The sequence below is a fragment of the Rhodococcus wratislaviensis genome (assembly GCF_900455735.1).
In the GTDB taxonomy this organism is placed as follows: domain Bacteria; phylum Actinomycetota; class Actinomycetes; order Mycobacteriales; family Mycobacteriaceae; genus Rhodococcus_F; species Rhodococcus_F wratislaviensis.
The window spans coordinates 60,681-73,603 of sequence record NZ_UAUI01000027.1; the positions used below are offsets into that span (position 1 = coordinate 60,681).

The 12,923-nt window shown below is 69.0% G+C and carries 14 protein-coding genes; 6 read left to right on the forward strand and 8 right to left on the reverse strand.

Going from position 1 to position 12,923, the window contains the following annotated elements:
* Nucleotides 1-18: 18 nt before the first annotated feature.
* Nucleotides 19-1,125 (forward strand): winged helix DNA-binding domain-containing protein, encoded by a 1,107-nt coding sequence (locus DTA22_RS32250; RefSeq protein ID WP_112302136.1) that lies wholly within the window; start codon nucleotides 19-21, stop codon nucleotides 1,123-1,125.
* Here DTA22_RS32250 and DTA22_RS32255 read toward each other — a convergent pair.
* Both DTA22_RS32255 and DTA22_RS32260 read right to left on the reverse strand, forming a co-directional pair.
* Nucleotides 1,115-1,981, reverse strand: coding sequence for a chromosome partitioning protein ParB (locus tag DTA22_RS32255; RefSeq protein WP_112302137.1), 867 nt, complete (start codon nucleotides 1,979-1,981; stop codon nucleotides 1,115-1,117). The two genes, DTA22_RS32250 and DTA22_RS32255, sit on opposite strands and share 11 nt — an antisense overlap.
* Nucleotides 1,971-2,666, reverse strand: a complete 696-nt coding sequence (locus tag DTA22_RS32260; protein ID WP_005264659.1) for a metallophosphoesterase family protein — start codon at nucleotides 2,664-2,666, stop codon at nucleotides 1,971-1,973. The genes DTA22_RS32255 and DTA22_RS32260 overlap by 11 nt, the downstream gene beginning before the upstream one ends.
* 65 nt (nucleotides 2,667-2,731) lie before the next feature.
* Here DTA22_RS32260 and DTA22_RS32265 point away from each other — a divergent pair, with 65 nt between their 5' ends.
* Nucleotides 2,732-3,319 carry a suppressor of fused domain protein gene (locus tag DTA22_RS32265; protein WP_174233896.1) on the forward strand — a complete coding sequence of 196 codons (588 nt, stop codon included), beginning with the start codon at nucleotides 2,732-2,734 and terminating at the stop codon, nucleotides 3,317-3,319.
* On the opposite strand, the gene corA is transcribed toward DTA22_RS32265, so the two are convergent.
* Nucleotides 3,316-4,407 (reverse strand): magnesium/cobalt transporter CorA, encoded by a 1,092-nt coding sequence (gene corA, locus DTA22_RS32270; protein ID WP_112302139.1) that lies wholly within the window; start codon nucleotides 4,405-4,407, stop codon nucleotides 3,316-3,318. The genes DTA22_RS32265 and corA overlap by 4 nt on opposite strands.
* Before the next feature lie 146 nt (nucleotides 4,408-4,553).
* Between corA and DTA22_RS32275 the strand changes: the two genes are divergently transcribed.
* From DTA22_RS32275 to DTA22_RS32285, 3 genes are all read left to right on the forward strand, one after another.
* Entirely contained in the window at nucleotides 4,554-5,408 is an 855-nt protein-coding gene (locus DTA22_RS32275) for a PHP domain-containing protein (protein ID WP_037244392.1), read from the forward strand.
* Nucleotides 5,405-5,764: a hypothetical protein gene (locus DTA22_RS32280; RefSeq protein WP_112302140.1), complete on the forward strand. Its 360-nt coding sequence runs from the start codon at nucleotides 5,405-5,407 to the stop codon at nucleotides 5,762-5,764. Before DTA22_RS32275 ends, DTA22_RS32280 begins: the two co-directional genes overlap by 4 nt.
* A gap of 376 nt (nucleotides 5,765-6,140) precedes the next feature.
* On the forward strand, nucleotides 6,141-7,334 hold the full coding sequence (locus DTA22_RS32285) for an NAD(P)-dependent malic enzyme (protein ID WP_112302141.1): 1,194 nt from the start codon (nucleotides 6,141-6,143) through the stop codon (nucleotides 7,332-7,334).
* Between the two features lie 82 nt (nucleotides 7,335-7,416).
* Here DTA22_RS32285 and DTA22_RS32290 read toward each other — a convergent pair whose 3' ends face one another.
* From DTA22_RS32290 to DTA22_RS32305, 4 genes are read right to left on the reverse strand one after another with little or no spacing between them, the layout of a single operon-like run.
* The gene (locus tag DTA22_RS32290) at nucleotides 7,417-8,121 is read right to left on the reverse strand and encodes an ABC transporter permease (protein WP_005253728.1); all 705 of its coding nucleotides are present in this window, start codon (nucleotides 8,119-8,121) and stop codon (nucleotides 7,417-7,419) included.
* Nucleotides 8,118-8,816 (reverse strand): ABC transporter permease, encoded by a 699-nt coding sequence (locus DTA22_RS32295; RefSeq protein WP_005239327.1) that lies wholly within the window; start codon nucleotides 8,814-8,816, stop codon nucleotides 8,118-8,120. The genes DTA22_RS32290 and DTA22_RS32295 overlap by 4 nt, the downstream gene beginning before the upstream one ends.
* Nucleotides 8,817-8,820: 4 nt before the next feature.
* A complete protein-coding gene (locus DTA22_RS32300; protein WP_112302142.1) occupies nucleotides 8,821-9,978 on the reverse strand; it encodes an ABC transporter ATP-binding protein in 1,158 nt (385 codons plus the stop codon).
* Between the two features lie 10 nt (nucleotides 9,979-9,988).
* Nucleotides 9,989-10,960, reverse strand: coding sequence for an ABC transporter substrate-binding protein (locus tag DTA22_RS32305; RefSeq protein WP_112302143.1), 972 nt, complete (start codon nucleotides 10,958-10,960; stop codon nucleotides 9,989-9,991).
* A 143-nt stretch (nucleotides 10,961-11,103) separates the two neighbouring features.
* Between DTA22_RS32305 and DTA22_RS32310 the strand changes: the two genes are divergently transcribed.
* Nucleotides 11,104-12,042, forward strand: coding sequence for an ABC transporter substrate-binding protein (locus tag DTA22_RS32310; protein WP_112302144.1), 939 nt, complete (start codon nucleotides 11,104-11,106; stop codon nucleotides 12,040-12,042).
* Here DTA22_RS32310 and DTA22_RS32315 read toward each other — a convergent pair.
* Entirely contained in the window at nucleotides 12,001-12,921 is a 921-nt protein-coding gene (locus DTA22_RS32315; protein ID WP_112302145.1) for an alpha/beta hydrolase, read from the reverse strand. The two genes, DTA22_RS32310 and DTA22_RS32315, sit on opposite strands and share 42 nt — an antisense overlap.
* Nucleotides 12,922-12,923: the final 2 nt, after the last annotated feature.

Below are 12,923 nucleotides of genomic sequence, written 5' to 3' on the forward strand. Positions count from 1 at the left end.
CTAACAAAGGGGTTCACGGTGGGGTCTGAACGCATGTCGAATCGAGCGCTGGGCCGGGCGACACTGGCCCGGCAATCGCTGCTGAGCCGTTCGGACACGTCCGCTCTCGACATGATCGAGCACCTCTGCGGACTGCAGGCCCAGGCGCCCGCCCCGCCGTACTTCGCACTGTGGGCGCGGTTGACACGATTCCGCGCCGAGTCGCTGTCGGATCTCATCGAGAACCGCGCGGTGGTGCGGATCGTCGCGATGCGCGGGACGGTCTTCGCCCTGTCCGCCTCGGACGCACTTTCGTTCCGACCGCTCACACAACCGCTGCTCGACCGCGACCTCCACACCAACACGCAGTACCGGTCGAGCCTCGACGGGATCGACCTGGGCGCCCTCGCCGCCGCGGGACGCGAACTGGTGCGCGACGAGGCCCGCACCCAATCGCAGATGCGGCCCCTGCTCGAGGAGCGGTTCCCCGGCCGCGACGGGGCCGCCCTCGCCCACGGGGTGCGGGGACTGGTCCCGATGGTCCAGGTTCCGCCGCGCGGGCTCTGGGGCAGGTCGGGGCAACCGGCGCTGTCGACGCTGGAGTCGTGGGTGGGCCGTCCACTGTCCGCCGCGCCGTCCATCGACACGATGCTGTTGCGCTACCTCGCCGCGTTCGGCCCGGCGAGTGCGCGGGACGCCCAGGCCTGGTCGGGGTTGACCCGGCTCGGTGAGGTCCTGGACCGGTTGCGGCCGGAACTCCGGGTGTTCGCGGGGGAATCGGGGCCGGAACTTTTCGACCTTCCCGACGCACCCCGGCCGGACCCGGGCACCCCCGCCCCCGTCCGCATCCTCGCTCCGTTCGACAACGTGCTGCTCTCGCACGCGGACCGCGGACGCCTCCTCGACGACGACGTGCGGAAGAAAATCTTCACCCAGAACGGCATCATCAAACCGGCTGTCCTGGTGAACGGCAGGGTCGCGGCGTTCACCACGACGGTGGTCGAGAAGTCCCGTGCGGTACTCGACGTGGAACCGTTGGCGAACATCGCGAAAACGCACCGCACCGCGATCGAGGCGGAGGGCAGGCGACTGCTGAAGTTCGCGCACCCCGACGCGCCCGAGCGTGTCGTGCGGTTCACGGGCTAGCCGGTTTGTGCCTGCGCGGTGCGAGGTGACTGAGCTCGGCGATGATCTCGTCGTTCCAGACATGCTGGCGCACAAGGCGGTACCGCTCGCGTGCCACCCACAGGTACGCCTCGGCGTCGGTGTGGTCGGGCAGCATCTGCGCGGCCCGCAGCATCCGGACCACCGGCAGGAACTCCTCACCGAACCAGCGCCGGGCCACCGTCTCACGGCTGAGGAATTCGCCCACCTCCTGCATGAGCCGGAATCCCCATGCCTCGACACTCTGGCTGATCTCGGCGTACTCCCAGGGATCGGTGACCACCACGGCCGCCCGCTGGGGACCGCTCAACGGCACCCGCGTGAGGAACAGTCGGCGGTGGTCCTTGATGACCAGGTCGCCGCGCTGCGCGATCCCGTCGGGGGAGATCTTGGTCTGGATCTCGGTGACGTAGGCGTCGATCGTGCTCCAGTGCATCGCGTACGCGATGGAGACGCGGTGGTGGCCGTCGCTGACGAAGTGCATGGACCCGATCCGATACACCTGGATCGGCGGCACCGACTCGCCCCGGCGCTGCGCGGCCGCCAGCCGTTGCCAGCGCTCGCGCACACGGGTGGACGTGGGCCGGAAGAACCGGTCGAAGTCGCGGGTCCGGTCGACGCTTCCGACGATGGAGTTGACCGGGATCACCTGCAGTCCGAGCGATCGTTCCCCGACCCGTCCGACGGCAGCGACCACCTCGTCGAACGGCAGGATCTCGTTGACGTCGTCCGGCTCGCGGCGCAGCCAGCTGACCAGCCGCGACAACTCGGCGCGGCGACGCTGGCGGGAGAAATCGTTCTCCGCGTCGGCGGCGGGGAACCCGGTGTCACGTGCCATGCCGGCGCCTGACGATGGTGGGGTCGGCGCCCGGGGCCAACTCCATCAGGGTGAATCCCACGGTGTTGATCACCGTCGTCGCGCCGAGCGTGCGGTCCTCGGCGGCCCGGCCGTACGGGTGGACGTGCCCGTGAATCATGACGCGGGCCTGCAACCTGCCCGCCAAGGTCTCGAAGCATTCGAAACCCCGGTGCGGCGGATCCTCCTGGTCGCCCACTCCGCGCGGTGGGCTGTGCGTGAGCAGCACGTCGACGCCGGACACGCCCGAGCGGCGTGCGTGCCACGCACTCGTCAGAGCCAGGTTGCGCGCCCGCCGCCGCTGCTGCCGCTCGGTCCACTGATTGGGGCCGTCGTTGTAGCGGATCGACCCACCCAGGCCCGCGATGCGCAGGCCCGCGATCCGCACGATCCGGCCGTCCGCGTTGACCGCGCCGCAGGGTCCCGGCCACGCCGAGGGCAGACCCGCCCGCATCCATCCGACACGTCCCGCGGAGTAGCCGGACAGATCGGCGTCGTGGTTGCCCGGCACGAAGACACACGGCGCGTCGAGCGCGTCGATCAGGTATTCCAGGTAGTCGAACGGGAGATCGCCCGCACCGAGGATCAGGTCGACGTCCATGGCACGCACCTGCGAACTCCACAGCGACTCGATCGTCTCGTCGGACACTGCGAGTACCGAGACCATGCTCCGACGCTACCGGCTCGCGAGGCCGGAGGACGGGTGAGCGGCTTCGGTGGTTTGATTGCGGGGTGACTGACAGCGTTGTGGCCTCCGTTCGCGCGCACCTGCTGGGGCAGATCGGGGGACCGGAGCCGACCGCCGCATCGGTGACGTTCCTGGGCGTCGAGCCGCTGGACGTGCTGCGGTTCGCACCCGACGACGAGGATCTGGTTCGCTACGTGACCCTGGGGTGCTCCCGGCACCCGATGGGCGACCCCGGCGAACTGGTGGCCGACCCGCTCCGTGGCCCCCGCGCCGAACTGATCCTCACCCTGCGCGGCGGCGCCGGGGTGGCGTCGGGAGTGGCGCGCACACTCGCGGTCCTGGCGGCGGCGCCGTCGGTGGAAGGGGTGGTTCTCGTCGAGGACGCGCTGCTCGACCTGGGGGAGCCGCTGTGGAAGGACACACCGTTCACCGCCGTGCTGCTCGGTGAGTCGACCATCCCCGACCTCCCGCTGCCCGAACCCGCGGAGGCCGTGCGGTTCCTCGCGGTCGTGCCGATCACCGGCACCGAGGCGGCGTGGGTCCGACTGCGCGGCGCAGGCGCACTGCGCGACGCCTGGGCGGAGGCGGGCATCGACGTCCGCGATCCGCACCGCGGTGCCGCGTCCCTCTAGAGCCAGTGGTTCCGGCGGAACGTGACGAACAGGCCCACCGTCACCGACGCGATCACCAACACCACGCCGTGATAGCCGTACTGCCAATGCAATTCGGGCATGTTGTCGAAGTTCATGCCGTAGATGCCCGCGATCATCGTCGGCACGGCCGCGATGGCCACCCACGCCGAGATCTTGCGCATGTCGGTGTTCTGCTGCACGGCGATCTTGGCGAGGGCGGCATCGACGAGTGAGCTGAGGACCTCGTCGTATTCGGCGATCCGCTCGGCGACGGTGGTGTGGTGATCGAGGACGTCGCGGAAGTAGCGGCGAATCTCCTTCGGCACCGGATTGCCCGGGGATCGCGTCAGCCGGAGCAGCGGATTGGACAGCGGGTTCACCGACTTGCGGAGTTCGACGATCTCGCGCTTGAGAAGGTAGATGTGTTCGACCGCGACGCTGCTGCGCGGACTGAACACCGCCTCCTCCATGCCGTCGACGTCCTCCTCGATGGCCTGGGTGACCTCGAGGTACGTGTCCACCACGTGGTCCGCGACCGCGTGCAGCACCGCGTAGGGGCCCAGGGCGAGCCGCTCCTGGTTCGCCTCCAGCGCATGGCGGACGTTCGCGAGCGGGGAATGGTCACCGTGCCGGACGGTGATGACGAAGTCGGCGCCCACGAACACCATGATCTCGCCGGTCTCGACGATCTCGCTGGCGGTGGCCACCGACTCGTGCGGCACGTAGTTGACCGTCCGCAACACGAGGAACAGGACGTCGTCGTAGCGTTCCAGCTTCGGCCGCTGGTGGGCGTGGACGGCGTCCTCGACCATCAGCTCGTGCAGCCCGAACGTCTCGGCCACACTCTCCATCTGCCCCTCGTCGGGGGCGAGAAGCCCGACCCACACGAACCCCCGACCCTGCTTGCGGACCTCGGCCATCGCGGCCTGGTGGGTGTACTTGCCGGGAAGCCTCGTGCCGTCGACGTACACACCGCAATCCACGATGGCGCGCGCCGTCGGGATGCGGATCCTGGGGGCCGGGTCCTTGTCACCGTTGCGCTGATCCTTGTCGCTGCCGCGCTTGGGGAGCGAGGGCACAGACGGCACCGGGCCCTCCCTTCACCGTCGAGTCGGACATGCTGCTGGTGAATCGTACGTCAGCGCCCGCTCCGGGCCGTCGGTGTCGCACGACACGCCAGGCTTCCGGGCCGCACGCTCGGACCCCGTGCCGCGACACCTGACAGACTGGTCTGGTGCTCATCGATCTCCACACCCATTCGACGGCCTCCGACGGAACCGACAGCCCGGCGGACCTTGTGCGCGCCGCGGGGGCGGCGGGACTCGACACCGTGGCGATCACCGATCACGACACGACGGCGGGGTGGGCCGAGGCGGTCGCAGCGTTGCCTGCGGGGCTCGCGCTGGTGCGGGGCATGGAGATGTCCTGCGAGGGGCGAGGCGAGGACGGACGCCCGGTTGCGGTGCATCTCCTCGCCTACCTGTTCGATCCCGCGCACGCCGCGTTTGCGCGCGAGAGGGAACGGTTGCGGAACGAGCGGATCGTGCGCATCCGCGCCATGGCGGAGCTCATGATGGAGGACGGTCTCCCCATCGACGCCGACGAGGTGCTCGCGGAAGCGGGACCTGCGGCGGGGCGCCCGCACCTGGCGAGGGCCCTGATGCGCGCCGGTGTGGTCGGCAGCGTCGGTGAGGCGTTCGTGGATCTGCTGGCCCCGCGCGGCCGGTACTTCGTCGACAAGTCGGACACCCCCCTCGACGACGCCGTCCAACTGGTGGCGGAGGCCGGGGGAGTGAGCGTCCTCGCCCACGGTCGGGCCCGCACGAGGGGACGGCTGCTGTCCCTCGATCACGTCCGCGACCTGGCGGGAGCCGGTCTGCACGGACTCGAGGTGCATCACCCCGATCACTCGTCGGACGACGCGCGGGTACTGCAGGAACTCGCCGACGAGCTCGGTCTGGTCGTCACCGGCTCCTCCGACTACCACGGCACGAACAAGGCCATCCGGCTCGGTGAGTTCACGACGGACGCCGACGAATTCGACACCCTCGTATCGAAAGCATCCGGGGTGCAGGTGGTCTCGGCATGAACACGCACGAGTCCGAGCGGTACGACCCCTACGGTCCGACCGTCCCGAGGACGGTGACGGCCACCGAACCGCGACGCAGTCCGCTCGTGGTCCGCGCGCTGCGCGCCCTCAGCGGGGCCGTCGCCGCCGGCGTGGTGATCCTCTGCCTCGTCGTGATCGGCTCCGCCTACGTGGGCGGCGGCCGTGGCTTCCCAGGCCCCGGGGCGATCTCCATCACCGCGCACGTGGTTGCGTCCGTGTTCGTGATCGTGGCGCAGCGGATTTCGGACCGCCGCGACGGTCTCGTCGCCGTGGTCGCATCCGTCGCCGTTCTCGCGGCGGCGGCGCTTCTGCTGGCCACCCAGTGGTGGGGTTGACGGACACTCGGTGCGTTATGTGAAACCGGCTCTCACAGTGACCCGCCGGTAACTTATTCTCACAGGTAGAGGCCAGAAAACGTGAGACATCTGACTGTCGTGGCAATTTGATTGTGCATCGATATTCGTGCCAGACTTAGCACCACTCCGACGTCGGCGCCACCGCCCTTCGGCGGGGGTTTATGGCAGTGTTGCCAGGGCTCACCCGCCCGTGCCATGACGCTTCGGACGTTCTGCGGCCATCGTGATCGCGCACCCCGGAAGCTTCACCCTCAGTTGTCGTTCGTGGAGTAACTGTGAAGATCAGCGCCGATCCTCACGGTTACTTCTCAGTAACCCGGCCCCGAGTGAGCCTGGACTTAGCAGGAGTGTCATCGTGTCCATCGTGTCCGAACCCACCACACCGCAGAAGGTCGAGCTGACCGACGAAGAGATCTTCGCCGGCCACATCGGGGGGAAGCTCTCCGTCGAGACCACGACCGCCCTCGATACGCAGCGCGCCCTGTCCATTGCCTACACACCCGGCGTCGCACAGGTTTCCCGCGCCATCGCCGCCGACGAAACCCTCGCCGACCGGTACACCTGGACCAGCCGCCTGGTGGTCGTCGTCTCCGACGGCTCCGCGGTGCTCGGCCTCGGGGACATCGGCCCGCGCGCGTCCCTTCCCGTGATGGAGGGCAAGTCCGCCCTGTTCAAGAACTTCGCGGGCCTGAACTCGATCCCGCTGGTCCTCGACACCAAGGACCCCGACGAGATCGTCGAAACCCTGATCCGGCTGCGCCCGAGCTTCGGTGCGGTCAACCTCGAGGACATCTCCGCACCGCGCTGCTTCGAGATCGAAAAGCGCGTCATCGAGGCGTTGGACTGCCCGGTCATGCACGACGACCAGCACGGCACCGCCATCGTCGTCCTCGCCGCCCTCAAGGGTGCGGTCACGGTCCAGGACCGCGACATCCACGATCTGCGGGTCGTCATCTCCGGTGCCGGCGCCGCCGGAGTCGCCTGCGCGAACATCCTGCTCGCCGCCGGGATCGCCGACGTGACCGTCCTCGACTCGAAGGGCATCGTCTCCGCCGACCGGCAGGACCTCAACGAGATCAAGGTCGACCTGGCCGCGCGCACCAACCCGGCCGGCCGCCGCGGCGGCACCGCCGAAGCCCTCGACGGGGCGGATGTGTTCCTCGGGGTGTCCGCCGGGACCGTGCCGGAGGAGCTGATCGCCACCATGGCGAAGGATTCCATCGTGTTCGCGTTGTCGAACCCGGACCCGGAGATCCACCCCGACATCGCCCGCAAGCATGCGGCGATCGTGGCCACCGGACGCAGCGATTTCCCGAACCAGATCAACAATGTGCTTGCCTTCCCCGGCGTGTTCCGTGGCGCCCTGGATGCCGGTGCCCGCCGGATCACCGAAGGTATGAAGCTCGCCGCCGCCGAGGCAATCCTCTCGGTCGTCGGTGACGAGCTGGCTGTAGACAAGATCGTTCCCAGCCCGCTCGATCCTCGCGTCGCCCCCGCTGTCGCGGAGGCAGTCGCCGCCGCTGCTCGTGCAGAAGGCGTCACCGACTAGCGAGAATCCGTCGAGCACCCCGATCCGGAACCCGCACCCACGGTTCCGGTGTCGGGGTGTTTGCCGTTGGGGGACTTCTTCGCTACGACGCGCGCTCGGCGATCTGTTCGGCGCTCGGGTTGCGGCGCAGGCGGCCGGTCCCCGGAACGGACGCCCACACCGCCAGCGCCAGCAGGCCGTCCACGACGAGGGCGAGGATCGTCACGAGCAGCGCACCGACGAGCACCCGGTCGTACTGGCGCAGGGCCAGTCCGTCGAAGATGTAGCGCCCCAGGCCGCCGAGGTTGACGTACGCGGCGACCGTTGCGGTCGCGATGATCTGCAGGGTGGCGTTACGCAGCCCGCCGAGCATGAGCGGCAGCGCATTCGGGGCCTCGACACGCGTGAGGACCTGCCATTCGGTCATTCCCATCGCGCGGGCGGCGTCCACGACCGTTCGGTCGACGTTCGCGACACCCGCGTACGTGCCCGCGAGCACCGGCGGGATTCCGAGGATCACCAGCGCCAGGATCGGCGGGATCAGACCCAGTCCGAGCAGCAGCACCAGGAACGTCAGCAGACCCAGTGTCGGCAGCGAGCGGAGCGCGTTGACGAGACCGACCACGACCACGTCACCCTTGCGCAGATGTCCGATGATCAGACCGATCGGGACCGCGACCACCGCGGACAGTGCAACTGCCAGGAAGCTGTACCAGAGGTGTTCGAGAATGCGGGCGCCGATTCCGGTACTGCCCGACCAGTTACCCGGATCGACGATGTACTCCCATGCGCCGCCGAAGATGTTCACGAAGCCTCCCCTGCGGCCGGGGCCGCCGACTGTCCCGCGACCAGCGGCGTGCGCCGGACTTTCTGCTGCCGGGTCCACGGTGTCAGTGCCCGGCCGACCAGGAACAGCAGCAGGTCGAACGCGAGGGCCAGAACGACGATCGCGATGATCCCGGCGAGAATCTGGTCCGGGTAGTCACGCTGGTAGCCCTGGGTGAACAGGGTGCCGAGACCGCCGATCCCGATCAGCGAACCCACCGACACCAGCGAGATGTTGGTCACGGCCACCACTCGCACGTTCGCGACGAGAACGGGTAGCGCGAGGGGCAATTCGACGGTCAGGGCCCGGCGGAGCCGGGTGAAACCCATCGCGGTGGCCGAGTCGACGACGTCGGCGGGAACGGAGTCGAGGGCCTCGGGCACGGCGCGGATGAGCAGGGCGGTGGAGTAGATCGTCAGCGCGATCACCACGTTGAGCGGGTCCAGGATCTGCAGTCCGACGACGGAGGGGATTGTCACGAACAATGCCAGCGACGGGATCGTGAACGCGATGCCCGCGACGATCAGCGTGATCTTCCGCAGCCAGGACGCACCCCGGATCGCGGTCCCGACCGGGACCGCGATGAGCAACCCGATCAGCAGCGGAACCAGCGCGAGGTAGAGATGGGTCTTCGTCAGGTCGACGACGACCGAGAAGTTGTCGATGAGCCACCGCATGGGATCACGGCCCGTCCGGGGTTGCCGGTTGGGCAGTGAAGTAGTGCTCACCCCTCGCACGATCCTCGGCTGCCCGCTGCTCGGCCAGCTTCGCGATCACCTCGGAGCCGAGGATGCCCCCGGTGACCGCGCCGTCGGCGTCGACGGCCACACCGATGCCCGACGGAGAGGAGATGGCCGCGTCCAGGGCCTGCCGCAGGTCGGCGCCGGGGGAGAAGAGGGATCCACCGGCCGCGGTGCATTCGGAGACGGGCCGACCGGCCCGCGCCCCCTCGACGCCGGTGACGTCGATCCACCCCCGCGGTACGCCCGCGTCCGTGACGACCAGGACCCATTCACCCTGTTCGAGCCGGAGCCCGGGCAACTCCTTCTCGGTCGCCGTCCGGATGGTGTGCAGCGGAACCTGATCTGCCGTCCGGAACGACAGCCCGCGGTACCCGCGGTCGCGTCCCACGAACGAGGCGACGAAATCGGTGGCCGGCGCGGACAGCACCGTGTCGGGCGCGTCGTACTGCTGCAACCGGCCACCCGGTCCGAAGACCGCCACCCGGTCACCGAGTTTGACGGCCTCGTCGATGTCGTGGGTGACGAACACGATCGTCTTGCGCATCTCGGCCTGCAGGCGCTGCATCTCGGCCTGCAGATCTTCGCGGACAACGGGATCGACGGCGCTGAACGGTTCGTCCATCAGCAGGATCGGGGGGTCGGCAGCCAGTGCCCGCGCGACCCCCACGCGTTGTTGCTGCCCGCCGGACAGCTGGCCGGGATAGCGGGACGCCAGCGCCGGGTCGAGTCCGACGCGTTCGAGCACCGCCAACGCGGCCTTGCGGGCGTTGCGTCGTGAGTCGCCGCGCAGCACCGGCACGGTCGCGACGTTGTCGACCACCGTGCGGTGCGGCAGCAGTCCTGCGCTCTGGATGACGTAGCCGATGCCGAGCCGAAGCTTCACCGCGTCGGTCTGGGCGATGTCGCGGCCGTCGACCGTGATCGTTCCCGCGGTCGGGGTGATCATCCGGTTGATCATCCGCATCGACGTGGTCTTGCCACAGCCGGACGGCCCGACGAAGACCGTGAACGATTCGGCGTCGATCTCCAGGTCGAGGCCGTCGACCGCCGTCGTACCGTCCGGGTACTGCTTGGTGACTCCCGAGAATGTGATCACGGCAGGCTCCTCACGAGACCGGCTTGTCGAGCCCCTGGTCCGTCACCCACTGCTTCGCGGCCGCAGCCGGCTCGGTTTTCGCGTCACCCGACACGGAATCATTCAGCGCGACAAGCTCTTCGGTGGTCAGCTTCGCCGACAGCGCGTCGAGCGCCCGGGTCAGCTTGTCGGAGGACTTGGTGGCACGCACCACCGGGACGACGTTCTGCGCCGCGAAGTTGTTCTGCGGATCCGCGAGCACGACGAAACCGTTCTGCGCGATCGCCGGGGACGTCGTGAAGATGTCGGCGGCCGTGATCTGCCCCGACGCGAGGGCGTCCACCGTGGCCGGACCGCCGCCGTCGGCGATCGGGACGAAGTTATCGGCCGTGATGTCGAGGCCGTACTTGGCCTTCAGGCCGGGCAGGCCACCGGGACGCTCCTGGAACTCGGCGGGTGCACCGAATTTCACCTCGTTCGAGTGCGCCGCGAGATCCGCGATCGAGGTGAGGTTCCAGCGCTGCGCCGTCTCCTTCGTGACGACGACGGCGTCCTTGTCCTCGGCCGGGGCCGGGGTGGTGATCGTCAGCTCCGAGCCGAGCGCGGCAGGCAGCGCGGCGTCCACGTCGGCGGCGCTCGTCGCCGTCGAGTCCGGGTCGAGATACTGCAGCAGGTTGCCCGTGTAATCCGGGATGACGTCGATCGAGCCGTCCTTCAGCGCAGGGATGTAGGCCTCACGGCTGCCGATGTTGAACTTCGTCGTCACATCGAACCCGTTGGCGCGGAGCACCTCGGTGTAGATGTTCGCGACCGTCTCCGATTCGGGGAAGTTCGCCGATCCCACGATGATCGTGTCGGGGTCGTCACCGGATCCCTCGCCGCCGGCGGTCAGGGGGTCGGATCCGCCACCGCACGCCGCGAGCGACACGACGGCCACCGTCGCGAGAGCGATACTGCCCACGGAGCGGCGGGTGAGGCCCGACAGAATTCGTGAGGTGCGCATGAGCGTCCTTCCCGTTGTCACCGGCGCCGGACCTGCCGACGGAAACCGGTGGACGCGTGTCCGCGCCATCGGTTGGCCAGTGTAACGATAGGGGCGGACAGAGCACGGTTTTCGACCAGCTCGAGGTAAACGAAAGGCGCGACGTGGCACACACACGCACAGACGGATCGGCCGAGCGCCCGGCGGCATGGTCCCGGGCACTGATCGCCGCGTCCGCGCTGCTGCTGGTCGCGGGGGTGGTGTCGGGATGCGCAGGCGGTGACACGACCCTCGACGGTTCCGCGGGGCAGGGGACGGGCGAGATCGTGGTGGGTGCGGGTGACGGAGCGGAGAGCCGGATCCTGGCCGAAATCTATGCGGGTGCCCTGCGTTCGACCGGGGCGCCGGTCACCACCGAGGGGGGCCTCGGCGACCGGACCGCGTACCTCGGCCGGCTCGATGCCGGAAACGTCACGCTGTTGCCGGAGTTCACGGGCCGGTTGCTGCGCTACTACGACCCCGAATCGACGGAGACGGAACAGGACGAGGTGTTCGAGGCGTTGAGCAAGGCTCTGCCGCAGGGGCTTTCGATCTCCGACTTCGCGGCCGCCGAGGACAGATCGGCGCTGGCGGTGACCCCACAGGCGTCGGGGCAGCTGGATCTCACCACCCTGGACGAACTCGTTCCCTCGTGCAGCACGAGCACAGCCGTGCTCGCCCCGGCGTTCGAGGCCGACGCGCTTCCCGACCTCACCGGCTGCACGTTCGCACAGATTCGGACGGTGGACGACGCCGCCGCCGTCGGCGAACTCGCCGCGCCGGCACCGGCGGACGGAGTCGTGCGGGTGGCCGGGGTGACCACCGTGTCACCCGCCGTCGCGGGCGCGGACCTGGTGCTGCTGGCGGACGACGAGCACGTGTTCACCGCACAGAACGTGGTGCCGCTGTTCCGGATCGGAACTCTCACCGAAGCCCAGCTGAAGGCGTTGAACGTCGTGGCGGGTGAGCTGACGACCGCGGACCTGGCCGACATGATCGGCCAGGTCCGCGGTGGTGCCGATTCAGCCGACGTGGCGCGGGTGTGGCTCGACGCTCATCTGTGAACCCAGGAACGCGCCGAGTTCCGCGACCGCGTCCGCTGCCTCGCGGACCAGGGACGCCTGCAGGTGGGCGACGTGCCACAGCCGGGCGTACTCGGTGAGCGTGACGTCCACATTCGACTCGTTCAGCTTGTCGACGAACTCCACGATCTGCGGGTAGAGCACCTCGTCCACCCCGACGTGGATCAGTGTCGGCGGCAGTCCCGCCAGACTTCCGTGCAGCGGTGCGTAACCCGGATCGTGTGCGTCCCCGTTGCCCAGGTACTTCTCGGCGGCGTCGAACGACCACGCCGTGTTGACCACGAGATCCCGGTCCCGGGACGTGTCACGCCTGCCTGGATCGACCCACGGAGCGATCAGCGCCAACGCGGCCGGCGTCACCCCGTGCCGGTCGATCAGCCGTCGCGCGGTGGCGACCGTCAGGCCGCCGCCCGCCGAATCGCCCGCGATGGCGAGTTGCTCTGTCTCGTAGCCATGTTCGGTGTTCAGCTCCAGGTATGCCGCGACCGCGTCCTCGAGCCCGGCCGGGAACGGATGTTCCGGAGCCAGCCGGTAGTCGAGGGTGTAGACGACGCTGCCGGATTCCCTGGCGAGGTGAGCCGCCAGCGAACGGTGCGTGGCGAGCGAACCGATCGTGTACGCCCCACCGTGCAGGTAGAGCACGGCGGTCCGGCGTTCGGTGGCTCCCACCGTGATTCGCTCCGCCGGCCGCCCGGCCAGCGAGGTCGGGCGGACGACGGCACCTGCAGGCACCTGCTGCAACGGAGCGCCGAGGTCGAGGATCGCTCTCTGGACGGTGTACGGGAGCCGGGCGTTGAGGCCGAGGCGGTAGAACGGCCGGAGGGCCGTCGCGACGACCGGCAGCGGCAGGTGGAAGCTCATCG

Coding starts and splice junctions, on each gene's coding strand:
- DTA22_RS32255 (WP_112302137.1), bottom strand. CDS start 1,981: ATGGCACGTGACACCGGGTTCCCCGCCGCCGACGCGGAGAACGATTTC.
- DTA22_RS32260 (WP_005264659.1), bottom strand. CDS start 2,666: ATGGTCTCGGTACTCGCAGTGTCCGACGAGACGATCGAGTCGCTGTGG.
- DTA22_RS32280 (WP_112302140.1), top strand. CDS start 5,405: ATGAACACGCACGAGTCCGAGCGGTACGACCCCTACGGTCCGACCGTC.
- DTA22_RS32295 (WP_005239327.1), bottom strand. CDS start 8,816: ATGCGGTGGCTCATCGACAACTTCTCGGTCGTCGTCGACCTGACGAAG.
- DTA22_RS32305 (WP_112302143.1), bottom strand. CDS start 10,960: ATGCGCACCTCACGAATTCTGTCGGGCCTCACCCGCCGCTCCGTGGGC.
- DTA22_RS32315 (WP_112302145.1), bottom strand. CDS start 12,921: ATGAGCTTCCACCTGCCGCTGCCGGTCGTCGCGACGGCCCTCCGGCCG.